The organism is Parafrankia sp. EUN1f (assembly GCF_000177675.1).
In the GTDB taxonomy this organism is placed as follows: domain Bacteria; phylum Actinomycetota; class Actinomycetes; order Frankiales; family Frankiaceae; genus Parafrankia.
In genome coordinates, this window is sequence record NZ_ADGX01000125.1 from 1 (window position 1) to 25,618 (window position 25,618).

General features: G+C 67.9%; 22 protein-coding genes. 10 read left to right on the top strand and 12 right to left on the bottom strand.

Features of this window, described 5'->3' with window-relative positions; genetic code table 11:
• The first annotated feature begins 16 nt into the window (after nucleotides 1–16).
• The 7 genes from FREUN1FDRAFT_RS28360 (at nucleotide 17) to FREUN1FDRAFT_RS28390 (ending at nucleotide 7,250) form a co-directional block, all read left to right on the top strand.
• Nucleotides 17–832: an IclR family transcriptional regulator gene (locus tag FREUN1FDRAFT_RS28360; protein ID WP_006543731.1), complete on the top strand. Its 816-nt coding sequence runs from the start codon at nucleotides 17–19 to the stop codon at nucleotides 830–832.
• 195 nt (nucleotides 833–1,027) lie between these two features.
• Nucleotides 1,028–1,777: an ABC transporter ATP-binding protein gene (locus FREUN1FDRAFT_RS28365; protein ID WP_198144514.1), complete on the top strand. Its 750-nt coding sequence runs from the start codon at nucleotides 1,028–1,030 to the stop codon at nucleotides 1,775–1,777.
• On the top strand, nucleotides 1,774–2,487 hold the full coding sequence (locus tag FREUN1FDRAFT_RS28370; protein ID WP_006543733.1) for an ABC transporter ATP-binding protein: 714 nt from the start codon (nucleotides 1,774–1,776) through the stop codon (nucleotides 2,485–2,487). Before FREUN1FDRAFT_RS28365 ends, FREUN1FDRAFT_RS28370 begins: the two co-directional genes overlap by 4 nt.
• A gap of 84 nt (nucleotides 2,488–2,571) precedes the next feature.
• Nucleotides 2,572–3,450 carry a branched-chain amino acid ABC transporter permease gene (locus tag FREUN1FDRAFT_RS28375; RefSeq protein WP_006543734.1) on the top strand — a complete coding sequence of 293 codons (879 nt, stop codon included), beginning with the start codon at nucleotides 2,572–2,574 and terminating at the stop codon, nucleotides 3,448–3,450.
• A complete protein-coding gene (locus tag FREUN1FDRAFT_RS28380; protein WP_006543735.1) occupies nucleotides 3,447–4,562 on the top strand; it encodes a branched-chain amino acid ABC transporter permease in 1,116 nt (371 codons plus the stop codon). The genes FREUN1FDRAFT_RS28375 and FREUN1FDRAFT_RS28380 overlap by 4 nt, the downstream gene beginning before the upstream one ends.
• A 25-nt stretch (nucleotides 4,563–4,587) precedes the next feature.
• Nucleotides 4,588–5,838: an ABC transporter substrate-binding protein gene (locus FREUN1FDRAFT_RS28385; protein WP_035954069.1), complete on the top strand. Its 1,251-nt coding sequence runs from the start codon at nucleotides 4,588–4,590 to the stop codon at nucleotides 5,836–5,838.
• Nucleotides 5,839–6,119: 281 nt separating this feature from the next.
• Nucleotides 6,120–7,250: an ABC transporter substrate-binding protein gene (locus tag FREUN1FDRAFT_RS28390; RefSeq protein WP_157475501.1), complete on the top strand. Its 1,131-nt coding sequence runs from the start codon at nucleotides 6,120–6,122 to the stop codon at nucleotides 7,248–7,250.
• A 94-nt stretch (nucleotides 7,251–7,344) separates the two neighbouring features.
• Here the strand turns inward: FREUN1FDRAFT_RS28390 and FREUN1FDRAFT_RS28395 are convergent, their stop codons facing one another.
• Entirely contained in the window at nucleotides 7,345–7,992 is a 648-nt protein-coding gene (locus tag FREUN1FDRAFT_RS28395; RefSeq protein WP_006543738.1) for a CoA transferase subunit B, read from the bottom strand.
• Nucleotides 7,993–8,005: 13 nt separating this feature from the next.
• The gene (locus FREUN1FDRAFT_RS28400; RefSeq protein ID WP_006543739.1) at nucleotides 8,006–8,764 is read right to left on the bottom strand and encodes a CoA transferase subunit A; all 759 of its coding nucleotides are present in this window, start codon (nucleotides 8,762–8,764) and stop codon (nucleotides 8,006–8,008) included.
• 246 nt (nucleotides 8,765–9,010) lie between these two features.
• Between FREUN1FDRAFT_RS28400 and FREUN1FDRAFT_RS28405 the strand changes: the two genes are divergently transcribed.
• Nucleotides 9,011–10,801 carry an IclR family transcriptional regulator C-terminal domain-containing protein gene (locus tag FREUN1FDRAFT_RS28405; protein ID WP_035954083.1) on the top strand — a complete coding sequence of 597 codons (1,791 nt, stop codon included), beginning with the start codon at nucleotides 9,011–9,013 and terminating at the stop codon, nucleotides 10,799–10,801.
• Between the two features lie 85 nt (nucleotides 10,802–10,886).
• On the opposite strand, the gene FREUN1FDRAFT_RS28410 is transcribed toward FREUN1FDRAFT_RS28405, so the two are convergent.
• The 10 genes from FREUN1FDRAFT_RS28410 to FREUN1FDRAFT_RS28455 form a co-directional block, all read right to left on the bottom strand.
• Complete coding sequence (locus FREUN1FDRAFT_RS28410) at nucleotides 10,887–11,906, bottom strand: LacI family DNA-binding transcriptional regulator (protein ID WP_006543741.1); 1,020 nt, start codon at nucleotides 11,904–11,906, stop codon at nucleotides 10,887–10,889.
• Between the two features lie 231 nt (nucleotides 11,907–12,137).
• Nucleotides 12,138–13,253, bottom strand: coding sequence for an ABC transporter ATP-binding protein (locus tag FREUN1FDRAFT_RS28415; RefSeq protein ID WP_006543742.1), 1,116 nt, complete (start codon nucleotides 13,251–13,253; stop codon nucleotides 12,138–12,140).
• 112 nt (nucleotides 13,254–13,365) lie between these two features.
• Nucleotides 13,366–16,029 carry an alpha-L-rhamnosidase gene (locus FREUN1FDRAFT_RS28420; protein ID WP_006543743.1) on the bottom strand — a complete coding sequence of 888 codons (2,664 nt, stop codon included), beginning with the start codon at nucleotides 16,027–16,029 and terminating at the stop codon, nucleotides 13,366–13,368.
• Entirely contained in the window at nucleotides 16,013–16,954 is a 942-nt protein-coding gene (locus FREUN1FDRAFT_RS28425) for a carbohydrate ABC transporter permease (protein WP_006543744.1), read from the bottom strand. Before FREUN1FDRAFT_RS28425 ends, FREUN1FDRAFT_RS28420 begins: the two co-directional genes overlap by 17 nt.
• Before the next feature lie 3 nt (nucleotides 16,955–16,957).
• The gene (locus tag FREUN1FDRAFT_RS28430; protein WP_006543745.1) at nucleotides 16,958–17,842 is read right to left on the bottom strand and encodes a carbohydrate ABC transporter permease; all 885 of its coding nucleotides are present in this window, start codon (nucleotides 17,840–17,842) and stop codon (nucleotides 16,958–16,960) included.
• A gap of 91 nt (nucleotides 17,843–17,933) precedes the next feature.
• Nucleotides 17,934–19,106, bottom strand: a complete 1,173-nt coding sequence (locus FREUN1FDRAFT_RS28435) for an ABC transporter substrate-binding protein (RefSeq protein WP_198144516.1) — start codon at nucleotides 19,104–19,106, stop codon at nucleotides 17,934–17,936.
• A gap of 438 nt (nucleotides 19,107–19,544) precedes the next feature.
• Nucleotides 19,545–20,906, bottom strand: a complete 1,362-nt coding sequence (locus FREUN1FDRAFT_RS28440) for a glycoside hydrolase family 130 protein (RefSeq protein ID WP_006543747.1) — start codon at nucleotides 20,904–20,906, stop codon at nucleotides 19,545–19,547.
• A 155-nt stretch (nucleotides 20,907–21,061) separates the two neighbouring features.
• Entirely contained in the window at nucleotides 21,062–22,078 is a 1,017-nt protein-coding gene (locus tag FREUN1FDRAFT_RS28445; protein ID WP_006543748.1) for a hypothetical protein, read from the bottom strand.
• Nucleotides 22,075–23,304 (bottom strand): glycosyltransferase, encoded by a 1,230-nt coding sequence (locus FREUN1FDRAFT_RS28450; protein ID WP_006543749.1) that lies wholly within the window; start codon nucleotides 23,302–23,304, stop codon nucleotides 22,075–22,077. The genes FREUN1FDRAFT_RS28445 and FREUN1FDRAFT_RS28450 overlap by 4 nt, the downstream gene beginning before the upstream one ends.
• A 370-nt stretch (nucleotides 23,305–23,674) precedes the next feature.
• Nucleotides 23,675–23,884 carry a hypothetical protein gene (locus FREUN1FDRAFT_RS28455; RefSeq protein WP_006543750.1) on the bottom strand — a complete coding sequence of 70 codons (210 nt, stop codon included), beginning with the start codon at nucleotides 23,882–23,884 and terminating at the stop codon, nucleotides 23,675–23,677.
• Nucleotides 23,885–24,526: 642 nt separating this feature from the next.
• Here FREUN1FDRAFT_RS28455 and FREUN1FDRAFT_RS28465 point away from each other — a divergent pair.
• Nucleotides 24,527–24,760 (top strand): hypothetical protein, encoded by a 234-nt coding sequence (locus FREUN1FDRAFT_RS28465; RefSeq protein ID WP_006543752.1) that lies wholly within the window; start codon nucleotides 24,527–24,529, stop codon nucleotides 24,758–24,760.
• A 382-nt stretch (nucleotides 24,761–25,142) separates the two neighbouring features.
• Nucleotides 25,143–25,618, top strand: a 476-nt coding sequence (locus tag FREUN1FDRAFT_RS42130; RefSeq protein ID WP_157475505.1) for a DEAD/DEAH box helicase, incomplete at its 3' end; no start/stop codon positions are given.

The following is a 25,618-nucleotide window of genomic DNA, read 5'->3' on the forward strand; positions in this document are numbered from 1 at the left end:
GGTGAGTGCTTCGACCATGACCGACAGGACGCGGCGTCGCGGGGGAGGCGAGAACCTGGGACTGCAGGGGCGCAACGAAACCGGCCCCGTAGTCAGGCGCGCCGTGCAGGTGCTGAGCGCCTTCACCCCGCAGCGGCCGGCGCTGACGCTGAGCCAGCTGTCCCGGCGTACCGGCATACCGCTGACGACCACCCACCGGCTGGTCGGAGAGCTCGTCGAGTGCGGACTGCTGGAGCGCGACCAGGACGGAACCTTCCACGTCGGTCTGCGGCTCTGGGAGATCGGTTCGCTCGCCCCGCGCGGGCTCGCGCTGCGTGAGATCGCCCTGCCGTTCATGGAGGACCTCTTCGCAGTGATCCCGGAGAACGTGCAGCTCGTCGTGCGGGACGGGCTGGAGGCAGTGTGGGTCGAACGCCTGGCGGGTCGCGGCTCGGTGCCCGTGATCACCAGGGTTGGTGGTCGCTTTCCGCTGCATGCGACCGGAGCCGGGCGTGTGCTGCTCGCCCACGCGCCGAACGACGTGCAGGAGGCGGTGCTGACCGCTCCGCTCGCTCGGTACACACCGCTGACCATCACCTCCGCGGACGAGATGAGGCGGCTGCTGGGTGACGTCCGGGCGCACGGCATCGCCATCAACGATCGGCAGGTCTCGATGGAGACACTCTCCGTCGCCGCGCCGGTGCGCGATGGGGCGGAGCAGGTCATCGCGGCCGTGTCCGTCGTCGTCAAACACGGGTCTGCGCTGCCCAGCGCGCTGGTCCCGGCGGTGCAGGCAACGGCGCGTGGGATCTCGCGTGCCCTGCGTGCGTCGGCAGCAGTCAGCGGCACCTGACCCGCGCGGTTCACACGAGAAAACGGACACCCGCCGCGGATTCGTGGATGCCGCCTCAACCGCGGCCATGGAACCGATCCACTTCGTACTCCGGCGAAGAATCGCACTAAACGAACGAGAGGGTGCCCCATGGTCTTACCCGCATTATCCGTGCCAGCGGATGCACAACCGCCGCCCCGACCCGAGCTGCTCGCTGTGCGGGGAGTCTCCCTGCGGTTCGGGGGACTGGCGGTTCTCAGCACCGTCGACCTGACCGTCAGGGCTGGGGAGATCCATGGTCTCGTTGGCCCCAACGGCGCGGGTAAGACCTCGCTGTTCAACTGCATCAGCGGTCTGTACCGGCCGCAGGCCGGCAGCATCAACCTTGACGGTGCTGACCTTCTGCGGTGCCCGCCGCACCGGCTCGCCGGCCTGGGACTTGCCCGGACCTTTCAGCACCCGATTCTGGACCAGCATACCTCGGTGCTCGAAAACGTCCTGACCGGAACTTATACCTGCCAGGACAGCGCAGCGGTGGGAAGAGTGTTCCACCCGCGTTCGGCGCTGCGTGAGAAGGATCGCCGGAGGCAGAAGGCGCGTGCACTGCTGGCCTATTCGGGACTTATTGACGTCGAGGACCAGTCGCCCGGCACACTCCCCCACGCTGAGCAGAAGCGGGTGGAACTGGTCAGGGCACTGCTCGCGGAACCGAAACTGCTGCTGCTCGATGAGCCGGCCGGCGGCCTCGTCCACTCGGAGGTGGACGAGCTGGGCGAACTGATCCGCCGCATCCGGGATGACCACGGGGTGACGGTTCTCCTCGTTGAGCACCACATGGGCCTGATCAGCTCCATTACCGATCACGTCCACGTCCTGGCCGAGGGCCGCAACGTGACCGCCGGCACCGCTGCGGAGGTCCAGCGGCATCCCGCCGTGATCGAGTCGTACCTCGGATCCGCGCCATGAGCCTTCTCGAACTGCGCGGGGTCCACGCGTCCTACTCGGACGGCGGCCAGGTCCTGCATGGCGTCGACCTAACCGTGCAGGAGGGCGGCGTCACGGCGCTGCTGGGAGCCAATGGCGCCGGCAAGACGAGCACGTTGCGGGCCGTCAGCGGGATGCTGCGCAGAGGCGGTTCCCTGCGCTTCGACGGCAGGGAGATCACGAGCCTCAGGACCGACGAGATCGCGCGGCTCGGGATCGCGCACGTGCCACAAGGACGCGGCACTCTCACCGGTCTGAGCGCACTCGACAACCTCCGAGTCGGCAGCGCGCGCCGCCGGGACCGGCGCGAGGTCGAGCGCGATCTGGAACGATGCCTGAACCTGTTCCCGCGGCTGCGGCAGCGCCTCGGCTCAACCGCCGGAAATCTCTCCGGTGGCGAACAGCAGATGCTTGCCATCGCACGCGCCCTGATGAGCCGACCACGTCTGCTGCTTCTCGATGAGCCCTCACTGGGGCTGGCACCCAAGATTACTGTCGAGGTCTTCGAGGCGATCGCCGGCCTGCGGGCCGAATGGAGCCTGGCGATCGTGATTGTGGAACAGAACGCCGACCTGGCGCTCGGGATGGCACAGCAGGCGGTCGTTCTCGAATCGGGTCGCGTGGCGATCGCAGGTACGGCCGCCGCGCTGGCGGGCAACGACGACGTCCGCCAGGCATACCTGGGCGGCTGACCGTACCGCGCCTTGTCGCCTGCCGGATGGATCCGACATGCCCCGGCGGGCACGCTGTCTCGTTCCACAGAAAGGACAGGCACAGTGGGTGCCCTCCAACAGGTCGTCGACGGCCTTTCGGCCGGTTCCATCTACGCGGCGCTGGCGCTTGCACTGGTGCTGGTTCACCGCGCGACCGGTGTGGTCAACTTCGCCCAGGGAGAGATGGGCGTCCTGATGGCGTACGTCGCCTGGTCGCTGACCTCGGCCGGTGTACCCGTGCTGGTAGCCGTGCTGGCCGCGATGGCGTTGTCCTTCCCGCTCGGGGTGGCCACGGAGCGCTTTTTGATCCGTCGCTTCCATGGGCAGGACGGTCTGGTCATCGTCGTCGTCACCGTCGGTCTCCTCATTCTCCTCAACGGAATCGTCGGGGCAATCTGGGGCTACGTGAGCAAGCCGTTCCCATCGCTCTTTCCCAACGAGGTGATAAGGCTCGGGGGAGTCGCAGTCACGGTGGAGCAGATCGGCAATCTGGTGGTACTGCTCGCGGTGGTGGCCGGGCTTCAGATCATCTTCCTTCGAACACGCTTCGGGCTCTCGCTCCGTGCCGTCGCGGACAACCGTGAGTCGAGTGCACTGTCCGGCCTCGCGGTGAACCGACTGCTCATGGCCGGGTGGGGAATGGCTGCCGCGCTCGGGACGCTGGCCGCCTGCCTGATCGCACCGAAGATATTCCTCGACCCCTCGATGATGAACGCAGTCCTGGTCTACTCGCTCGCCGCAGCCGTGCTGGGTGGGCTCGACAGCCCGGTAGGCGCAGTCGTCGCGGCTCTGGTCATAGGTGTGGCAGAAAATATCGCGGGGGCCTATATCGACATCATTGGAACCGACCTGAAGATAGCGGTCCCGTTGCTCCTCATGGTGGTCGTCCTACTAGGCCGCCCGCAGGGAATCTTCGGGCGCCGAGAGGTGGTGCGGGTGTGAACGCCCGAATCAGGCAGCCCACGGTTCCGTGGCTCGTGCGCGTCGCCGCCGTGGTCGTGGCGTTAGCGGTACTCGTGATTCTGCCGCAGCAGTCGACCCCCTACGACAATCTCCAGATAACGCTGGTCGCCGCGTGGGCGGTGGTGATCGCCGGTCTCAACCTACTCACCGGCTATGCCGGGCAGATATCCCTCGGGCAGGCGGCGTTCTTCGGTATCGGTGCCTACACCACCGCGATCACCGCGCTACACGGCTGGCCGGTGGTGCTGTCCTTCGCGCTAGCCTTCCTGCTGCCCGCAACGGTCGGCGCGCTGGTGGCCATACCGGCTGTGCGCCTGCGCGGCCATGCCCTGGCCATGATCACAATCTCGCTTCCGCTGGTGGCCGTCCCACTGGCGAAACGCCTCGACGGTCTCACCGGTGGCTCGCAGGGGCTTACGACACCCATCGGGTCGGCGCCCACATGGAGCGGGCTGGCCGACGACCAATGGGCCTACTACGTGGTCCTCACGGTCGCCGCCGCGTTGTTGGCGCTTGCCCACGTCGCGGTTCGGGGGAGGACAGGGCGCGCGCTCTCGCTAATACGTACCAGTGAGGTCGCCGCGGTGACAACCGGAATCCCGGTGCGAAGGTACAAGATGGTCGTCTTCGCGCTGGCCTCCGGATACGGTGGCGCCGGAGGATTCCTCTACGTATACTGCGTCCGCTTCGTTAGCCCAGAGTCACTTGATTTTCTTCTCGGCATCACGCTGCTGTGCAGCCTCGTCGTCGGAGGCCTGCGCAGCTCAGCGGGATCGGTCGTGGCTGCCTGCTTCTACGTCTATGTTCCCAACCTCGTCGGCGACATCAATCCGGAGAAATCATCGCTTATCTACGGGGCGGTGCTGCTGCTCGTGCTGCTGTTCGCGCCGGCCGGGATAGCGGGCGCCGCGCGCGGGCTATGGCGCAGGAGGAAGCTCCTGGCGCGGAAGCTTGCGACCAGCTGGCCAGCACCGTCGACACCCACCGGCTATTTAGCCGTCGCGGGCTCGACCGAAACGTCACAGGAGGAAAACGGTGGACTGACCCCCACGCGCTCCACCGCATCAAATCCCTCGAGTAAGACACGGTAGATCTAAAGTGAAAGTGGCGAGGTTCATGTTGAAAAGAACGGGTGGCGTCCGTGTCGCGGCGGCACTGGCCCTGATCTCGTCGTTATTACTTGGCGCCTGCGGTGGACGGCAGGAGTCCGGCAGTGTGGCGAGCGCGCCGGGCATAGACGACAAGACCATCCTGCTGGGTGGCAGCTTCCCGCTCTCCGGAGCCCTGTCGGCGAACGGCCAGGCGGCGCTTGGCGGAATCAAGGCGTTCATCGATGCGACCAACGAGGCCGGTGGGGTCAGAATGTCCGACGGAGTAATCCGCCGGATCGAGTTCAAATACTACGATGACGGCTACGACCCGGCGCGCGTGGTGCAGAACTTCCGCAAGCTCGTCGACCAAGACCAGGTTTTTGCCTATGTCGGTGCTTTCGGTACGGCGACAAATGCAGCCGTCATGCCACTGGCTACCCGGCAGGAAATTCCTCAGGTCCTCCTCGGTACCGGTGCCAGCGTTTTCAGCGCGGACCAGAAGAAGAACCCGTGGACCATTGGCTGGCAGCCCACCTACGAACAGGAGGGTGAATCCTTCGGCAAGTATCTGGTCAGCTTGAACCGCACGTTGAAGGTAGGCTTCCTGGGGCAGAACGACGATCTGGGCGATGCCTATCGCAACGGCCTCACCGAGGCGATCAAGGGATCGCGGGTAAGCATTGTTGCCGACGTGACGTACGAGCGTACCGATACCTCGCTTGACAGCCAGATCTCGACTCTCGCAGGCTCGCATGCCGACGTTCTGTTCTCGGCGGTGGCCATTCCGCGGTTGGAGTCCGCGGTCCTGGCCAGGATGGCGCAGCTCGGATGGGCGCCGATGACCTATCTGCCGATCATGTCGAACAGCGCCACACATGTCATCAAGGCTTCCGGTGCGGTGTCGTTCCCCGAGATGTTCAGCGGTGAGTTTGCAAAGGTTCCCGACAACCCGATCTGGGCCGGCGACAAGGCGGTACAGAGCTACCTGGCCGACATGAAGAAGTACTCCCCGGAGGCCGACGCCACAATCGCTAACGCCGTCTGGGCCTACTCGGCCGGCGACGCACTTGTCCGCGCACTCGAAGGAATGAAGGACCTGAGCAGGCAGGATCTGATGACCTCGATTCACGCACTCGACTACGATGACGCGCCGATGCTACTTCCCGACCTAGCCGTAAACGGTTCAGATTCAGCTTCTCCGCCCATTCATGAACTGCAGGTCGAGAAATTTATCGACAACCGATGGGAGTTGATCGAGGACTCCGAAAAGAATTGAAGTGTCGCCGTGTGCGGCCGCCTCGATATTTATCGGGGCGGCCGCGCACGGCGTAAACATCTGAATACGGTCACTCGACTTCTTCGCCGACGCTCCTGCGTCGGTGCACTTATTTCTCAGAGGTGAGAAACATGCCCAACAGAAGATCGCGATTCCTGCGAGGGAAGGGATCCGCGGTCGCACTTTCCCTGTGTGCTGTCGCTCTCTGTTCCTGCGATTTCTCGTCTGGGGTGAGCGCTGGCGGCGATCTTTGTGTCACACCGGGAGTGAGCGCAGACAAGGTGAACATCGGACTCGTCCTCACTGATTCCCAGGACGATGCGTCCGCCTCGGTGTTCCGAGCCTACCGGGCTGGTGTCGAGGCGCGGATCAGCCTCGCGAACGCCGAAGGCGGCATCAATGGAAGAAAGATCACATATAGGTGGGAGGACGACCAGGGAAATGTCAGGCAGAACCTATTTGCGGCACAGAGCCTGGTTGGGTCGGACGACGTTTTCGGGTTGATCGAGACGACCGCAGTTGCCAGTGGTTCCGCAGAGTATCTGAACGGAAAGGGAATTCCCGTGGTCGGGATCGGAATCGAGCGGCAGTGGTCCGAATACCGAAACATGTTCACCCACTCCTACACCGCCGTCCAAGGCTCGTCCGTCACGACCTGGGGGCAGTTCGTGCGGGAGCGCGGCGGCCGCCGCGCTGTGATCCTGGTCTCCGCGGATAACGACGCCTCGATCTCTTCGGCCCAGCAGCTCGGAGACAGCCTGCGAAGTGTCGGGGTGAGCCTGGCCGACACCATCACGGTGGCCCGCGGGATCACCAGCCAGACCGGGCTCGTCCAGAAGATCAGAAGCTCCGGTGCTGACACCGTGATCGGCGCGCTCGACGGTGACACCTTCGCCCAGACGATGGTGTCGGCGCGCCAGGCCGGGCTACGGGTGGGCCTGTACATGTCGGCTCCCCCTGGTTACAGCCAGCAGACCCTTCGCAGCTATGGCTCCGGTATCGCAGGCATGGTCGCGTTCGCGCATTTCGCGCCGTTCGAGTTGGGCCTGCCGGCAGACGAGCATCTGCTGAAGGCGTTGGGCCAGTACGCCCCGTACCTGCAGCCGGCGAACCAGAGCGGAGCGGGTGACGGCTGGATCGCCGCGGACATCTTCCTCCGGGGTCTCGAAACCGGCGGTTCCTGCCCCACCCGGGAGAACTTCATCGAAGGCCTCTCGCAACTCACCCACTACGATGCGGAGGGTCTGTTGGCCTCGCCGATCGACCTGGGAAGTCAACGAGCTGCTGTCAGCCCATGTTGGTACTTCGTGCAGGTGAACGCGGATGGTACGCAGTTCGAGCCGATCGGCCGGGTCCCGCGGTGCGGGGAGGTCATCCAGGGAGGGGCCGGCTCAGGTTCGGGAAGCTCCTGACATTCTCGGCCGGCCAGCCGATGCCGCCGGGCCTGACCGCCGGCGGGATCATTCCCCCCGGGGCCCTGCGGTGAGGCCGGCCCGCCGAGTTCGATCAGAACGGCTGGGATGTCGGGACAGCGATGGGCGCGCTGGTGGCCGCGAGGATCTCTTCGACGCTCACGCCGGGCGCGGTCTCAACGAGTTCGAGCCCGTTCCGGGTCACGTCGAGCACGCCGAGGTTGGTGATGATCCGGTGGACGCAGGCCCGCCCGGTCAGTGGCAACGTGCAGGTGGGCAGGATCTTCGGCGCGTCGTCGCGGGTGGTGTGCTCCATCAGCACGATGACGCGGCGGGCGCCGTGGACGAGGTCCATCGCGCCGCCCATCCCCTTGACCATCTTCCCGGGAACCATCCAGTTCGCCAGGTCGCCCCGGGCGGAGACCTGCATGGCACCAAGCACCGCGACGTCCACGTGCGAGCCGCGGATCATGCCGAACGACAGCGACGAGTCGAAGACCGACGCGCCCGCCAGCAGCGTCACGGTCTCCTTCCCCGCGTTGATCAGGTCCGGGTCGACGTCCTCGTCGTACGGGTACGGACCGACCCCCAGCAGCCCGTTCTCCGACTGCATCGTGACCCCGACCCCGGCCGGCAGATAGTTCGGGATGAGGGTCGGCAGGCCGATCCCGAGGTTGACGTACTCGCCGTCGTGCAGCTCCGCCGCGGCGCGGGCCGCCATCTGCTCCCTGCTCCAGCTCATCGCATGCTCCCGCTCATCGCGTCCGGACCGTCCGCTTCTCGATTCCCTTGTCGGCGGCCTGGGCGGGTGTCAGCGGCAGGACCTTCTGCACGAAGATGCCTGGCAGGTGGACCTCGTCCGGGTCCAGCGTGCCCGGCTCCACCAGCTCCTCCACCTCGGCGATGGTGATCCGGCCGGCCATCGCCACCAGCGGGTTGAAGTTCCGCGCCGCGCGGGCGAACATCAGGTTGCCCGCCCGGTCGCCGCGCGCCGCCCGCACCAGCGCGACATCCGTGGTGATGGACTCCTCCAGCAGGAACTCCCGGCCACCGAAGACCCGGGTCTCCTTCGGCGGGGAGGCCACCGCCACGCTGCCGTCGGGATGGTGCCGGCGCGGGATGCCGCCCTCGGCGATCTGCGTGCCGACGCCGGCGGGGGTGTAGAAGGCGGGGATGCCGCAGCCGCCGGCCCGCAGCCTTTCGGCGAGTGTGCCCTGCGGGGTCAGCTCCACCTCGACCTCACCGGTCAGGTACTGCCGGGCGAACTCCTTGTTCTCCCCGACGTAGGAGCCGGTGACCCGGCGGATCCGGTGCGCGGCGAGCAGCAGGCCCAGCCCGCCGCCGTCCACCCCGCAGTTGTTCGACACCACCGACAGGTCCCGCGCACCGCGGCGCAGCACTGCCTCGATCAGCACGGTCGGTACCCCGCACAGCCCGAACCCGCCGACGGCGAGGCTCGCACCGTCGCAGATGGCGGCGACAGCCTCATCCGCCGACGTCACAACCTTGTCCATAACCGCGGACGGCCCCCTACCTGTCGTGATCGTTGGCGTTCGGATCCACGCCGCCTCGTCGAGGTCTCCTCAGCGGGTCCGTGGATTCGATGCACAAGATCTGTTCGCTGAGTGAACTCAAGTTCGCTATCGACTAGTTTCGGTGTTCGTGGGCCGGGCGTCAACACACTGCACCGGTCACCTACGTCTGCCGCCGGGGCGGGGCGGGAGCCCTGACGCGGACGAAGGGCTGCCATTGTGGTGACCGTGACGAGGCCAGGGGAAGGGACGACGGTCGGGATGGTGGGGCCGCTCGACCGCGGCCTCGCGGTGTTGCGGGCACTCGCCAGACTGTCCGACGACCTCGGCGTTCGCGGACAGCCAGGCGTGCCGGCTGTGGCCTTGGTCAGGGCCACGGGGCTGCCCCGCTCGACCGTGGACCGGGTCCTGCTGACCCTGGCCAGCAGTGCGCTGGTCGACCTCCGTGGCCACGACGTCGCCCCCGCCCCAGCGCTGGCGGCCCTCGGTAACGCCTACCTCGCTGCCAGCCGGCTGCCTGACGTGCTCACCGAGCACGTCAGGCAGCTCGCGGATCGTTTCGACGAGGCTGTCTCGGTCGCCGTACCGGACGGCGGCGACGTCCGGTACGTCGTGCAGATCGCCCCTCGCCGAGCGGTGTCCCCGGCCTTCCGCGTCGGGGATCTGCTGCCCGCCGAGCGTTGTGCGCCGGGTCATCTCTTCGCCGCGGAATGGGACGAGGACGTCTGGGAGGCCTGGCGGGCCCGGTGCGCCGTCCCGGCATCCGGGGAGCGTTGGAGCTCCGCACCGGGCCGTTCCTCTGCCCTGGAGCAGGTGTCGACGCGGCCGGAGGCCGGGCCTGACCTGCGGATCCTCTCCGCCCTGGCCGCAGAGCAGGGGTACGCGGTCGATGACCAGCTTGCTGAGCCGGGCCTGATCGCGCTGGCCGTGCCGGTCCGCGACATCACGGGAGCCCACGGCAGGGCAGGCGCTGTCCTGTGCGCGGTCAGCGTGGTCAGCCACACCAGCCGGCACAGCGTCTCCTCACTGGCCGAGCTCGCGCTTCCGCTGCTGCGGCCGGCCGTGACATCGATGGAGGCGGCGCTCGCTGCGGACGCGGATGTCGGCCCCGTAGCTGGGGCCACCTCGGGTCACGCCGCAGCCGGCGTCGATCCGTCATCGGCACGTCCGGCGGTCCTCGGCACGGCGTCCACGCCCGCATGGCTGATCGGTGAGACCAAGGCGGCGCTGGGCCGCGGCTATCTGCAGTCTCTCGCCCGTGGTCTGACCCTGATCACGGCCTTCGACGCCCGGCTGCGTCACCCCACGCTCAGCGACCTCGCACGAGCCACGGGGCTGCCCCGCGCCACCGTTCGGCGCGGCCTGTTCACCCTGGTTCCTCTCGGCTACGTCCGCCAGGACGGTGTGTCCGCCGGTGCGACGTTCCGTCCGCTACCGCGGATTCTGGACCTGGGCTTCACCTCGCTCACCCGGAAGGATCTCGGGGCGGTCGCCCAACCCCACCTGGTTCGGCTGAGGGAGACGGTCGGCGAGTCGGCCTCGCTCGCGGTACTCACGGATGGCGAGATCCGCTATGTCGCGAGAGCGGCCACCACGCGAATCATGAGTGTGGACCTCGCGGTGGGTGCGATGCTTCCGGCCTACCCGACGTCGATGGGGCGAGTACTCCTCGCGGGGTTGCCCGTGGGCGAGCGTGAGGAATACCTGGGCCGAGTCCGTCCCCGTGCGCTGACCAGGCATACCGTCACTGATATCGGCCGACTGCGGGACATCGTGCTCGCAGTCGCGCGGGACGGCTACGCGCTGGTGCGGGAGGAGCTCGAGGATGGCCTGCAGTCGCTGGCGGTTGGTGTTCGCGACGCCGACGGCCGGGTGGCGGCCGCCGTCAACGTGTCGATGCATGCGGACCGGTTGACCGCACCGGAGGCACTGGACCGGATGCTCGAGCCGGTGCGGACGGCGGCTGAGGCGATCTCGAAGGATCTGACCGTACTGACCGCCTACCGTCCGATGTCCTGACGATCCCGGGGCCGGCGCGGGGCCGCCCGATGATCGGACAGACAGGTCGGGGGCGTCCCGGCCCGGGACATCGCGAGCCAGACCACTATCGGCCGATGGTGCTCTCCCGCGCGACGAGAAACGGTTCCGTGATCACTGGTCGTTGCGGCTCGCTCATCGTTCCGTTGATCAGGGAGAGCAGCATCTGGGTGGCGGCACGCCCCATCTCCTCACCGGCCTGATCCAGCGTCGTGATCGGGATGACGCTGTTCCAGGCGGAGCGGTTGTTGTCGTAGCCCACAACGGCAACGTCCTGCGGGACGCGAAGCCGACCGTCCACCACCAGCGCATGGATCAGCCCGAGCGCGAGAAGGTCCGCACCCGCGATCACTCCGTCCGGTCGGTCCTGATCTGGGCACTCCAGCAGTTCGTCCCCCACCCGCCGACCGTCCTCGACTCGGACGCCGTCTGTCCGTGTTAGTTCGAGGGCCACGCCTCCGCCAGCCTCCCGGACAGCGTGCTGTACGCCCTGAAACCGCTGCTGGACGACGGCGAGGTGATCAGGTCCGGCGAAGAGCAGGCGCCGGCGGCCGAGGCTGACCAGGTGGCGTGCCGCCAGATAGCCACCGCGGACGTTGTCCGTCTGCACGGCCCACACAGCCGGATCAACGGAGGGGTCGTTCAGGACCACCAGCGGCATCCCGCGGGACCGCAACGAACGGGTCTCGGCGGAGGAGCTCTGTTCCGGCGCCAGGAGCACACCGGCGACGCGCTCCTCCTCGAACAGGCTCAGGTAGGTGTGTTGCTTCCCTCGATCCATGTCGGCATTGGCCAGCAGGACGTTCATGCCCGCGCGACTGGCCTCCCGCTCCGCGCCACGGGCCATGTCCAGGAAGAACGAGTTACTCAGGTCGATGATGACGAAGCCGAGTGTGGAACTGGTCCCGGAAGAGAGCGACCTCGCCGCGCCGTTGCGCACGAAGCCGAGCCGTACGATCGCCGCCTCGACGCGCCGACGGGTGGTGTCGGCGACCTTGGCTGGATTGTTGAGCACGTTGGAGACCGTGCCCAGGGATACCCCGGCAGCTTTGGCGACGTCGTTCATGCTCGGTGACGATCTGCGCACCTAGCCGCCGCTCCTCAGTCGATGTCCGGCATCCCGTGTGCACCGCCCCGAACGATGCGGCCCGTTCGGCCCGTGAAGGCCACCCGCCCCACGGGTCCGCGTAGGTTCATCCTGGACCAGGATGAGCCAACGCGTGTTCCGCCTCGCCGATTCCGCCCGGAGACATCGAGCGCTTGGGATGCCGGCGCGCCTCGCCGAGATCCGCGGTGAGGCGCGCCGGCGCAGGCGGATTCAGGTCGGCAGGCGCTGCCCGGTCTCCCGGGAGAAGGCGTGGATCTCCTCGGCGTTCACCCGCAGCCGGATCTTCTCGGTCTTACGGGGTGCGTTCCGCGGAGAAATGCGCGCGATCACCGCGGTATCCTGCAGGGTGCCGCTGCTGCGATCCGACTCGGGAAGAATCATGGTCGCGTACAGATACGCGTCGGATCCGAGTATCTCGACGAGATCGACTGTCGCGCTGAATCCCTCCCCGTCTCCGGCGATCTTAACCGTCTCCGGACGGAATCCCACGGTCACCGACGTGGATCCAGCCTCCAACGCCGCCTGCACGGACGCCCGGGGAAGCGGGATCAGAGCCTCACCGATCTGCGCGTTGCCCTGGTGTAGCGGGGCCGGTATCAGGTTCATTGCCGGGGATCCGATGAACCCGGCGACAAACACATTGGCCGGCTTTTCGTACAGTTCCTGCGGACTGCCGACCTGGCACAGCCGGCCGCCTGCGAACACGGCCACCCGGTCGCCCATGGTCATGGCCTCGACCTGGTCATGGGTCACGTAGATCGTCGTGACCCCGAGACGTCGCCGCAGGGAGGCGATCTGGGTGCGGGTGGACACGCGAAGCTTGGCGTCGAGGTTGGACAGCGGCTCGTCCATCAGGAAGACCTGCGGCTCGCGGACGACGGCCCGACCCATCGCCACCCGCTGCCGCTGGCCTCCCGACAGCGCCTTCGGCTTCCGTTCGAGATAGGGCTCAAGGTCGAGGAGCCTCGCGGCCTCGTGAATCCTTCGGTGGCGCTCACCTTTGGGTACGCCGGAGATCTTCAGTGAGAAAGCCATGTTGTCTGCCACGCTCATGTGGGGGTAGAGAGCGTAGTTCTGGAATACCATCGCAATATCGCGGTCCTTCGGCGCCAGATTCGTGGCGTCCTTCCCGCCGATCAGGATCTGTCCGGAGTCCACCGGCTCCAGCCCGGCCACCATCCGCAGGGTGGTCGACTTTCCGCATCCGGACGGCCCGACGAGAACCAGGAACTCGCCGTCGGCGACCTGGAGATCAAGCGCGTCTACCGCAGGACGATCGCTGCCCGGGTAATGCCTTGCAACAGAGATGAATTCGACGGCTGCCATGATTCATGAGCGCCTTTCTCCGGCAGGAACGTGTCGGACGGTGCGAAGCGAGATGCGTGATTGTCCTGAAACGATTCGGGGACACGAAAAATATGTCGAGGAGAGTGCTGGGTCACAGCTTTCCGGCCCAGTCCAGGGGAAGGTCGGCCGTGAAGTGGTGCCTCCCCGGTCCGATCTCGAGAGAAGAATGCAGCGGCATTTCCAGGGTGGCCGTGGATCCGGTCGGGATCTCGACTGCCACCTCAAGCCGGCCCGCGATCCAGTGCCACTCGATCGCCGCGATCCCGTACGGCGAGCGGTGCCGGGCTCGCGCCCAGGTGAGCCCACCGCCGGGCCGCGGACGGAAGAGGATCCTCCGGTAGCCTGGCTCGGCCGGGGAGAGCCCGGCCACCACCCGGTGCAGCCAGTCGGCGACCGCGCCGAGCGCGTAGTGGTTGAACGAGGTCATGTCGCCGGGATTGACCGAACCATCTGGCAGGAGGCTGTCCCAGCGCTCCCAGATGGTGGTGGCGCCCTGCCGGACCGTGTACAGCCAGGACGGGCATTCCTGGCACAGGAGCAGGTCGTAGGCCGCCCGCAGGTACCCGGTCCGGGACAGTGCCTCGGTGACCAGCGGGGTGCCGGCGAAGCCGGTCGCGATGCGGTGACCCGCGTTGCTGACCAGCTCGGCCAGCCGGGCACCGGCGAAGGCCTCGTGCTCCGGGGACAGCAGATCGAAACAGATGCCCAGCGCGTACGCCGTCTGGGTGTCGCTGGTCAGGTGTCCGTCCACGGTGACATAGCGGTCGCGGAAGGCATGGCGGATCTCGTCGGCGAGCGCCTCGTAATGGGTCGCGTCCGACCGTCGCCCGATGACCTCGGCGGCTCGGGCCAGCAACGCGGCCGACCGGGCGAAGTACGCGGTGGCGACCAGGTGCGGATCGGTCAGGGCCGCCGCCGGATCCTCGGGTGGTGCCGCAGGGTCCAGCCAGTCCCCGAGCTGGAAGCCGCTGTCCCAGAGCCGCGCGGGTCCAGCCAACCGGGTGACGAGGTCTACCCAAGCTCGGGCAGACTCATACTGGTCGGCCAGGATCCGCTGGTCGCCGGTCCGCTCGTAGAGCACCCAGGGGGTGATGACGGCGACGTCGCCCCATACCGCCCCGGGGCGGGGAGGTGACCAGATCGGGCCACCGGGAACATAGGGCACGTACCAGGGAACCGTGCCGTCCGGGAGCTGCTCGGCAGCCACGTCCCGCAACCAGGAACGCAGCATTCCCGTGCAGTCGTAGAGGAAGGCTGCGGTCGCCGTGAAGACCTGGAGGTCCCCGGTCCAGCCGAGCCGCTCGTCGCGCTGCGGGCAGTCGGTCGGAAGATGCACGAAGTTCCCGCGCATGCTCCAGACGACGTTCTCGTGGAGGCGGGTGACCAGAGGGTCGGAGCACTCGAACCACCCGGTGCGTTCCAGGTCGCTGTGATAGACCCGGGCCGTCGCCGCCCCGGCATCCAACGGCCCCGGCCAACCCTCGATCTCGGCGTAGCGGAAGCCGTGCAGAGTGAACCGTGGCTCCCATTCCTCCAGCCGGTCTCCAGCCAGCACGTACTCGTCGACCGATGTCGCGCCGCGCAGCGGGCGGGTGCACAACCGGCCGTCCTCCAGCACCTCGGCATGCCGGAGGCGTACCACCGTCCCGCGCGGCCCCTGGACCCGCAGCCGCAGCCGGCCGACGAGGTTCTGCCCGAAGTCGAGCAGGTACGCTCCCGCTCCAAGAGGCGTGATCGACACGGGGTCGATCTCGTCGGTGCATCGCACCGGCGGGCCCTCGGGAGCGACGAGGGTGCCGCAGTCCCGTGACGTGACGTCGTGGACCGGCCGCCAGTCGCCGGCGGGCTGTCCCGGGCACGACCAGCCACGGTCGTCCCGCCGCGCGTCATGTCGCTCACCCGCGTAGAAGCTGGCGGACGTCGTCGGCGCTGGAGCGACCATCCACCCGTCGGCACCGGACGCCACCACGATGGTCGACTCTCCGGATCGCCGCACTTCGAGCTGGCACAACGCCGCTACCCGGTCGCCGTAGATCGCGCGGGTTCCGCCGTCGAATCCGACCAGCCCCACGTACCACCCGTCGGCGAGCCTGATGCCCAGCACGTTGGGCCCGGGCTGGAGCAGATCGGTGACGTCGTGCGTCGCGTACCGCAGCCGGTGATTGTAGGACGTCCACCCGGGCGCCAGGACATCCTCGGCGACGGGCGTCCCGTTGATCTCCGCGTCGAGCACGCCATGAGCCGTCAGGTACAGACGTGCCGTCGGCCGGGACCGGTCGAGCAGGTCGGCAGGGAGGTCGAACACACGGCGCAGCAGCCAGACGCCGTCCGCGGTTGTGCGCGTGCCTGGTCCGACAGGCACGGCGGACCAGTCCTCTGGCGACAGCAGTCCAGCCTCGACGACAACCGGAGAGGACCAGCCGGAGACGGTTCGATCGGTGCCCAGTACCCGGACCCGGATCCGGACCCGTTCGCGAGACCGGAGCGGCGCTGCCGGCCAGGGGACGAGTACCGACTCCGCGCTGTCGACCCACCCTGTCGACGTCAGGAGGCCATCGCGCTCGACCTGGATCTCGTACGCGGTCTGCGACCAGGCGGGTCCAGCCACCGTTGTCCAGGTCAGGCGCGGTGCGGACGCCCCGATTCCGAGTGGCTCTCGATAGTGCTCGCAGGTCAGCCGGTCGATCCGTGGGCGGGAACGGTACGCCGACCGTTCCGGCGCACCGACTCCCTCCGATTCAGCCCTTGACCGCACCGGCGGCCATTCCACGCATCACACGCTGGTTGAGGAAGAGATAGATTGCGAGGATTACCAGAACATTGATGCAGATCGCGGCGAACGTAGGCCCATAGTCGACGACCCCGAACTCTCCGGTGAAGTTTAGTAGGCCGGCCTGGACCGTCCGCAACTCGTCTCGAGTGGTGAATGTCAAGGCGATTAGGAGGTCGTTCCAAAGGAAGAAGAACTGGACCAGGGCTATGGTGAAAATGGCGTTCTTCATCATTGGGAACGCGACGGACCAGAGTGCGCGAATCATGCTGGCTCCGTCCAGGGCGGCTGCCTCGAATATCTCTTTCGGTATCGCCCGGAAATAAGTGGCCATGAGGAACACTGTGAGGGGGAGGCCGGTCGCGGTGTAGGTGAAGATGAGCGGCCAGAGTGTCTGGGTGAGACCGGCCTGAAAATATACGGTGAACAGCGGGAGAAGAATCATCTGCCAGGGCACCATGATGCCGATGAGGAAGGTCAGCAGAACCGTGTTGCGGCCCTTCCAGACCATGACTTCCAAGGCGAAGCCGGCGGCGGTCCCGATCACCAGCATGATCAGTAGTGAGGGGAAGACGGCCAGTGCGGAGTTGAGCAGGTACTGGCTGACGCTCGACCAGGCGGCGCTGAAGTTGTCGACGTTGGTGAAGTCCTTCGGCAGCGCCCAGGTCGGTTCGTTGAGGAACTCGTCCTGCGTCTTGAACGCGCCGAGGAGGAGCCAGACCAGCGGATAGACGACGCTGAGCAGCAGCAGAGCGATCGCCGCGTGCAGCGGCAGCCGCCGCAGCCGGGCCGCCCACGCCTTGCCGTGCCCGGCTGGTCGGCGGGACATCCTGGGTGGCGTCGCCGGCGCGGCGGGCTCGAGCGCGACGCCGGAGGTCGCGTCGCCGGCAAGACCGTGGGTTGTCGTCATCACTCAGCCCTGAGTCAGGTCGCGTCGCGACGTTCGGAAGATCAGCAGGGTGGTCAGCAGCGAGAGCAGGGTGAGCACCGACGCGATCGTGGCCCCGTAGCCGTAGTCGCCCGAAGCGAAGGATGTCCGGAACATCGCCAGGGTGAGCGGGGTCGTCGCGGTGCCCGGGCCGCCTCCGGTGAGTGCGTAGATCGAGTCGAAGACCTTCAGCGTCCCGTTGATACTGAAGATCAGCGAGGACACCAGGACAGGAAAGGACAATGGAACAACGATGCTGCGGATCAGGCGCCAGGTCGAGGCGCCGTCCAGCCTGGCGGCCTCGATGACCTCGTCGGGAATGTCGATCAGTCCGGCGTAGAGGAGTACCGCGTAGAAACCCATCGACCGCCAGATGTCCATGATCGCAAGTACTGCGAAGGAGTTGTCGGGGTCACCTAGCCAGTTGATCGAGCTGAGGCCTGCTGCGTTCAGCAGCGCGTTCACCGGACCGGTCTGCGGCGCGACCTCGAAAAGCTTCTGGAACAGCAGGGCCACGGCGACGGTCGGCAGGACGACCGGGAAGAACACCAGTGTGCGCACCAGCGCGGAGGCGCGCTTCAGCGCAAACACGTAGAGCAGTGCGAGCAGGTAGCCGAGAAGAATCTGGCCTGCGGTGATAACGAAGGCGTACTTGACCGTGAAGAATAGGGCGTCGCCGATCTTCGGGTCATCGAAAAGCCGGGTGAAGTTGTCGAACCCGGTGAAGTGGAAACCCGAGATCACACTGCCGTCGAAAAAGGTGTAGCCGAGCGACCACAGCATGGGCACGAGCATGACCAGGGTGTAGATGATCAGGGCCGGGCCCAACAGCACCAGGACGGTGCGCCTGTCGCCAAGGACGTCCTTCACGGGACTCGCCTTCCGGAGCGGTACGAGATCTGGACTCCGGTGCGGGCGGGCTGTTCGGTCACTCAGCCTGCCCGCACCGGGGCGCGGGCTGTCAGCCCAGTTCGGAGGCCACCGCGGACATGAAGTCCTTGCCGCTCTTCTGCCCGGAGCCGAGCAAGCCGGCGTTCTGTTGGCTCGCCGTCGTCGCCGACGCCGGGAACAGAGCCTCGAACCACAGGACGCTCTGCGACGTTGCCGTGATCTGCTCCTGAACCACCTTCGTCAGCGGTGGAACGTCAACCTTCTCGGACAGCGTGAACCCCGTGATCTGGCCCTTGTCGCGCAGCGCCGTGGTGCCGTAGTTCTCGGCGATGCACTGTACCCACGCCTTGGCCTTCTCGTTGTCGGCCACCGAGGACGACAGGACGATCGAGGTGCCGAGGTTGGTCGGGGTCTGGTCGCTGCTTCCCTTGCCGCCGGAGACCTCGGGGAACGGCAGGAATCCGATGGCATCCTCCCCGATCTTGTTCTCCTTCGGGTCGTTGAAGTTGGACAGCGCCCAGGAGCCCATGTAGATGAACGCCGCGTCACCAGTCAGGAACGTGTTCAGAGCAGTGGCATAATCAATCGACGTGGGGGAGGGCCCGAAGTATCCGGCTTTGCCGAGGTCGGAGATCGCCTGTGCGGCCGCAACATATTCGGGGTCGGTGAGCTTGGCCTTCCCGTCCGCGACGTCCTTCAGGGCATCGGGGCCAAGGGTGCGGAACAGGTAGGCGCCGACCCAGCGGCTCACTCCCCAGCCATCACCGCCGGCTCCGGCGGCGGAGACGGGCTGAACGCCGGCCTGCTTCAGCTTCTCGAACGCCGCGACTAGAGCATCCCACGTTTTCGGGACGTCGATCCCATTGTCCGAGAGGATCTTCTTGTTGTACCAGATACCCTCGATGTTCAGCTCGACGGGAAGGACTAACTGAGCACCGAAGATCTGGTCGGCCGCTGACTGAGCAGCTGGTAGAACCGAGTCCGCGGCAGGGCTTCCAGAGAGAACCTTGCTGACGTCGGCCACCCTGCCGTTGTCGGCGAGCTCGCGGATCAGGGCAGGGGTGTTCGCAGGGAAGAGCTGCGGCAGGGCGCCCTGACCGGCCAGGAGTTGCTCCTGCTGATCTACGCTCTCCTGAGCCTGTTCGGTGATGTCGAGAGGCAGAGCCGCGTTCTGATCAGCACACGCGCCCTTGCCGAGCGCTGTGAGTACCTCATCCTGGGTCGTGTTCTCGTTCAGCGACATCATCGTGAATGCGTCATCCGAGGCTCCGGCCCCGCCTCCACATGCCGCCAGAGCCAGGGACACGGTGACGGCGCACGCCACCCGCGGAACCCATGTCCGGACAGTTGACTTCCGTGTCACCAGTCCTCCAGGACCAATTAGATTGAAGCGCTTCAAGTGATGGGGCAAGCTAGCGTGGGCAATCCGTAAGGTCAATGAAGGTTTCCGCATGACGGATAACTCGGTCGTCGCGGTCGCCGGACGTTGTATACGACGCCCGAGATCAGGCGCAGCGCCAGTGAGTATCGAGGTGCGGGGTGGGCTTGGGCTGCCCGCGACGGCCAGGACCGCGCAGGCCACAGGGTCGACGACGCTCCTGTCGCCGCGTGTGCGCATGGTCGCCGTCTGCGCGGGCGTTCTCGCCCCTTGTCGCCTGATCCCGCTGCCCCCGCGGGCTGGTCACCCGGCGGGGAGCATTTGTGCGAGGAGCCGGTCGACGGGCACGCTGGCCATCCCGATCCGGGTGTCGCCGATCCCGTACGGCAGCCAGAGCAGACCGTGGTGGATCAGGCTTCCGCAGGAGTAGACGACGTTGGGGACATAGCCCGCGCTCTCCTGCCCGGTCGGGGCGAGCAGTGGTCCGGGCAGTGCCGCGACCACCGTTCCCGGGTCGTCGAGATCAAGCAGGATCGCGCCGATGGTGTAGGTCCGCATCGGCCCGACGCCGTGGGTGAGTATGAGCCAGCCCGCGGACGTCTCGAGCGGGGAGCCGCAGTTGCCCACCTGGAGCAGTTCGAAGGCGGCCCGTGGCCCGTGCAGTGGACGCGCCGGTCTCCACACCTGGCCGTCGTCCGATGCGGTCAGAGCGGTGGACTCGCCGTCGGAGCGGCAGAGCGCGAGGTGGCGACCATCGACCAGCCGGGGAAACAGCGCCATGCCCTTGTTGCGGGCGGCCGGGCCGGTGAGTGGGGCGGTGGTGAAGACCCGAAGGTCGGGGCTGGTGAGCAGGCGGGGGGAGATGTCCGTGCCGTCGAAGGCGGTGTAGGTGGCCCGGTATTCGACGGTCCTGTCCGGTGTGGTGAACCGGACGAATCGCGCGTCCTCCATGCCGTTGCTCTCGCTGGTGGCGGTGGGCCACAGCACCCGTTGCGCCAGGGTGCTGTCGGGTGGGAACTCGACCCGCCGCAGTGATCCGGCGATCGAGCGGATCCCGGCGAGGACCCCGGGCGCCTGGGGGCGGCGGAGCAGGTCGGGGGGAACCGCGGCGAAGGCACGGGAGAGATCGGGGTCGGGTTCACTGCCGGGCGGCCGTGGGTCCAGGCTCTGGAGGACGGCACGGGTGACTTCGTCGTCGAGACCGTGTTCGGTGAGTACGGCGCGCAGCCGGGCGGGCTCCCACTCGACGGGCACGGCGACGCCGGTGGTGAGGGGGCCGGTCCGCGGCTCCAGGCGCACCGAAGGGCCCGGACCGATCACCGCGACGGCGAAGCCGATCGAGGACAGATGGCCCTCCCCGACAGCGCGCAGGCTCAACGCCAGTCGCAGCGCGCCGGACGGCAGCCCGGTCTGGTCGGGGTGCGGCATCGCCGAGGGGTTGGTGACGGCCGCGCCCTCCACCGCGTACTCGGCGGTGAAGCACGCGCCGAGCAGCAGACTGCGCGCCGGGGAGAGCTCCGCGGGTACCGGCACCCGCGGAGCCACCACCGCGGCGTGCCGCGCGAGGACGCCCCGGTAGTCCCGGTGACGCGGCTCGAACCGTTCGAGGAGGTCGGCGACCAGGCGTTCGACCTCCCGTTCGGGCAGGGCGAGAACGCGGGCCACGATGCCGGCGGCCCGCGAATGCGGCCGGCTGCCCTCCTCACCGGGCAGGAAGAGCTTCGCGATGACCCGGTCGCTGTTCGGGGAGAGCCCCAGCGGATGCCGCGTGACCAGGTCGTTCTCGGCCGGCCCGGCGACTGTGGCCCTCGTGTCCCCGGTCAGGGCGTCGATGCCAGGAGGCGGCGGGCGTGCTGGGCGGTGGAGAGCAGGGCGAGGGTCGATTCGGCGCCCTGGTTGAGGTTGCGGCCGCCGGGCTCGAGCCCGTCGTAACAGCCGCCGGTGTCGGGGTCGAGTAACGGCATCGAGCTGTCGTTGTCCCCGAGGAACCACCCGTGGGCGCGGCCGAGGCCGGCCAGCCACCTTTTCCGCCCGGTCGCCGCGTGGGCGCGGGCGCAGGCATCCGCGATCGCCGCGGCCTCGATGGGCTGCTGGTCGAAACCGGGCCCGGGATCCTCGCCCGGCCGGCGACCGCCGACCGGGGTCGGTGACAGGTTCCCGTCACGGGTCTCGGCCTGGAGCAGCCACGTCAACAGCCGCAGGCCGTCCGCGAGCACCACCTTGTCGGGCAGGCACATGCCGGCGAGGATCAGTGCCTCCGGGACGGCCCCGTTGGCGTAGCGCAGGGTGGGCTCCGGCCACGGCCAGCCCGGGTTGGCACCGACCGGTCCGATCACCTCGATGGCAGCGGTGAGCAGCGCGCGCGCCGGTTCGTCATCCGGATGGGCGAGCAGCACCTCTCCGGCACCGAGCGCCGCGAACGTCATGGCCCGCGGCCAGGGTGAGCGGCGGCCGGCGCTGGCGAGGAAGCCGGCCCGCGCCGCGGCCCGCAGTCGCCGCGTCGGCGCGGCCGCGGCCGCGGTGCCCAGCCCCCACAGCGCCCGGCCCCAGCAGTCACCGAGGCCGGGATCATCCTGCCATCGCCCGTCGCTGTCCCGCCGGTTGTGGACGGCGCCGTCCACCGCCTGCGCGGCCAGCACGAAGGCGAGGTAGCGCTCCAGCAGTCGCACCAGGTCCACCCCGGGCGACGGCTCGCGGGTGAGGACGACCAGCCCGCGCGCGACGTCGTCCACGCAGTAGCCGTGCTCCCGGCGTGGCACCGAACCGAGCGCGTGCTCGAACAGCCCGATGCCGTCGGTGAGCCGGAACAGGTGGTCGAACGAGACCGTGGAGCTCACCGGGCCACCGGCACGGGCGCGGTCGACGGCCGGCTCCCGGTGTGGGCGACCAGTCCGGCGGCCAGCCGCTGGTAGCGGCCTGCGACCGCCGGCCACAGCAGGCCGGGGGCCTGGACAGCCGCGGCGCTGGCCAGGCCGGCGCTCACCGTCTCGTCTGTCGCGATGCGGCGCACCGCGGCGGCGATCGCCGCCGGGTCCCGGTGCGGCACGAGCAGTCCGATGCCGTCGCCGAGGAGCTCGACCGCATGCGGGAACCGGGTGGCGACGATCGGCCGCAGCGCGGCGACCGCCTCGATGAGGACACCGGAGGTCACCTGGTCGACCGAGTCGTACGGCAAGAGGACGATGTCGGCCCGGCGCACGAGCTCCGCGAGGGACACCGGGTCCAGGTATCGATCGTCGAAGCTGACCAGGCCGGTCAGGCCGAGGTCGCGGACCTGGGCGGCCAGCCCCTCCCGGTAGGCCTCGCCCTCCCTCGCGAGAACCTTCGGATGAGTCTGACCCGCGATGACATAGTGCGGGGCGGGATCGAGGTCGGCGAGGTCCGCCATCGCGGCGATGCCCCACTCGATGCCCTTCCCGGGCCCGATCAGGCCCCAGGTGAGGACGGTCGGCCCGCCGCTGTGCTCCGCCGGCGCCCGGCGGTTGTCCGCCGCGCCGTGCGGGATGACCACCACCCGTCGTGGATGGACCTGGAAACCCGCGACGAGTCGCACCCGCGCGGTCTCGGTCATCACGACCACCACGTCCGCCGCCGCGACCAGGGACTCAAGGACATGCCGCTGGTGCGAGGTGGGTGTCACCAGCACGGTGTGCAGGACGACGATCACCGGGACGTCGAGGGCGTCGAGCACCGCGAGCACCTCGTCGCCGTCCGGACCCCCGTAGACGCCGTACTCGTGCTGCACCACGACGACGTCAAAGCCGTTCAGCAGGTGTGCCGCCGCACGCGGCCCGCCCTGCGTGCCGGCGACGAGCTCCCCGACCAGAACCGGCCGGCTGGCCCGACCGGATCGACCCGGTGTTCTGGCGGCCGGCGCGGCTGGCTCGGCCGTGGCGCCGGTTCGCGTGGCACCGGCTCGGTCGGTGGCGTCCAGGAGGCGCACCACCCCACTGGACGCACCGGGCGCCGGACTGTTCAGCTCGTCGAACAGGGCGGCTGTGAAGGTCGCCAGACCGCACTGGGTGGGCGGATAGGTGCTGAGGAAGCCATAACGCAGGGGCACGAGCTGTTTCCTCCCAGGCATGGGCCGTGTGGAGGAGTGCCGGCCGCCAGCGGGGCCCAAAACGAACACGATGATCGGGTCATGACCCGGGCACCCGTCGCGCCGGAGGTTGACACTCAACCTTGTCGAGTGTTAGCCCACTTATAGTCTTCGGGAATATCGAAAGCAACCGGGGGACCGGGACCGTGTCACTCGCCGCCGGGTCGCGCCACTTTTGGCGAGCAATCGGGGCCGGCGGGGTGCCGGTACCGATCGCGCCGGTACCGACGATCCGTCCACCCCGCAAGCCTAATCGTGTGATTCCGCTCCACGGCAAAACCGGTCGATCGTGGCGCCTACACCGGCCGCCGCAAACCATCCGCCGGCCGCATCAGGCACCGCACCCCGCCGGCTCCGTTTGGTCGTCGACGACCGTCGGCCGGGAGGACCGGCGCCGCCGGGTGATCTCCTCGACGTTGCGGTGCGGACGTCCTCGCCGCGCGGCTGCCTGGCCATCGTCGAAACTCTGCCGGATCACCTCGAGGGTGAGGTTTCGATCAGTTTCGTTCAGGCCCGTGGTCAGAGCCTCGAAAATCGTCACATCGCCGCTTCCAGCTCATGGCGCGTTATCCAGTCGTAGGGTGACTGCCCAATTTTTCGGATGGCAACCTGATTTCCGCGTGTTCATCGGTCTCGTGACGAACCGCACCCATCGCGGGGCATGCTCGGATGCGCCGGTTCGCACGGCTGGTCGTGACGTTGCTCGAGATTTCGGGAGAAGGCGTTCCATGCTCCGCTCGCGGGGCTGACGAAGGGGCGGAGTTCGGAGAAACGGTGGCTCAGCTCGCGGTGGACGCGCAGCACCAGATCGGCCATTCGGAGCGTCGGGGCGGGCTCCATCGCGCCGATCAGGACCCGCAGACCGGCCACACCGAGAGGTCGCGCGGCTTGGGCATCGAGCTGATCGAGCACGGTGGTGGGCCGCGTTGCCTCGATCTCACGCCGCAACATCAGCAGTTCCAGGTCGCGTTTGCGGGTACCAGGAGTCGGCGTGGGCCCGCGACCAGGCAGTATGCGGCAGTACCTCGCCAGGCGCCGCCCGTGGCGGCGGGAACGTCACGATCGATGCGCCTCCGAGATCCTCGCGCGGGATCGCGAGGCCGCCGAACGCGCACTAAACGCTGGCTCGGCAACCACCCTGACCGAGACACCCGCACCGGCTGCGTAGTCAAGGAGACCAATGATGACCACACCCACGGCGCCCTACTCCCGCACCCTCGACCCCGCAGAGGTCCATGAGGCCCTACTCCCGGACGGACACTGGCACGTCCTGCGCGAACCCCGGTTCGAAAACGTCGAGATCGCCGAGCAGGTTGTCCCGTGCCTGCGGGCACTCCTCGAGAACAGGACTGGAGAGATGCTCGTCCCGATCGACCAGATCCGCGGGTGGATGGTCCAGCGAGCCGACCCGCGATGAGCGACATGCAGGCGGCGGAAGCCCGGACCGCGCGGCGCGCCAACACCGAGGAGATACCTGAGTCGAACGTGCAAGCCCCGCCGCCGACATGCGTCACGGACAGCGGGCCGGTGGGCAGCGCGTCGACCATGTCGGCGAAACCCTGGATGTACTCGAAGTCCAGGTAGGCCGGGTCGTGCAGATCGACGTAGGACTGCCGGACCTGGTCCATCAGCATCAGCCAGCCGCCGGGACGGTCGTCATCGGCCAGCAGTTCGAGCCGCGGTCCGCGCTCGCCATCCATCCGCCCACCGTAAACGTGCCTTATCGGCCAAGGTGGTGCGCCGAAGGCCGGCGCGGCCGCCTCTCACCAGGCTGCCGCGCCGGAACCGTATTCTCAGGTGTGACCGAGTCCGAAGACCAGCCGACGTTCCATGATCTCGGGCTTGGTACCGCAGTCCTGCGAGCCCTCACCGAACTCGGCTACGAGGTGCCGTCGCCGATCCAGGTGGGCACGATCCCTGCCCTGCTCGAGGGCCGTGACGTCGTCGGCCTCGCCCAGACCGGGACCGGCAAGACCGCCGCGTTCGCTCTCCCGATCCTGTCCAGGATCGACGTGCGCAGCACCTCCACCCAGGCGCTTGTGCTCGCTCCGACCCGGGAACTGGTCCTGCAGGTCGCCGAGGCGTTCGGCCGGTATGCCCACCACCTGCCCGGCCTGCATGTGCTGCCGGTCTACGGAGGGCAGGCCTATGCTCCGCAGCTGGCCGGGATCCGCCGCGGCGCGCAGGTCGTCGTCGGCACTCCCGGGCGGGTTATCGACCACCTGGAACGCGGGACGCTCGATCTGGGCGGCCTGCGCATGCTGGTCCTCGACGA

Coding starts and splice junctions, on each gene's coding strand:
- FREUN1FDRAFT_RS28360 (WP_006543731.1), top strand. CDS start 17: ATGACCGACAGGACGCGGCGTCGCGGGGGAGGCGAGAACCTGGGACTG.
- FREUN1FDRAFT_RS28370 (WP_006543733.1), top strand. CDS start 1,774: ATGAGCCTTCTCGAACTGCGCGGGGTCCACGCGTCCTACTCGGACGGC.
- FREUN1FDRAFT_RS28385 (WP_035954069.1), top strand. CDS start 4,588: ATGTTGAAAAGAACGGGTGGCGTCCGTGTCGCGGCGGCACTGGCCCTG.
- FREUN1FDRAFT_RS28395 (WP_006543738.1), bottom strand. CDS start 7,992: ATGAGCTGGAGCAGGGAGCAGATGGCGGCCCGCGCCGCGGCGGAGCTG.
- FREUN1FDRAFT_RS28400 (WP_006543739.1), bottom strand. CDS start 8,764: ATGGACAAGGTTGTGACGTCGGCGGATGAGGCTGTCGCCGCCATCTGC.
- FREUN1FDRAFT_RS28415 (WP_006543742.1), bottom strand. CDS start 13,253: ATGGCAGCCGTCGAATTCATCTCTGTTGCAAGGCATTACCCGGGCAGC.
- FREUN1FDRAFT_RS28425 (WP_006543744.1), bottom strand. CDS start 16,954: ATGACGACAACCCACGGTCTTGCCGGCGACGCGACCTCCGGCGTCGCG.
- FREUN1FDRAFT_RS28435 (WP_198144516.1), bottom strand. CDS start 19,106: ATGTCGCTGAACGAGAACACGACCCAGGATGAGGTACTCACAGCGCTC.
- FREUN1FDRAFT_RS28465 (WP_006543752.1), top strand. CDS start 24,527: ATGACCACACCCACGGCGCCCTACTCCCGCACCCTCGACCCCGCAGAG.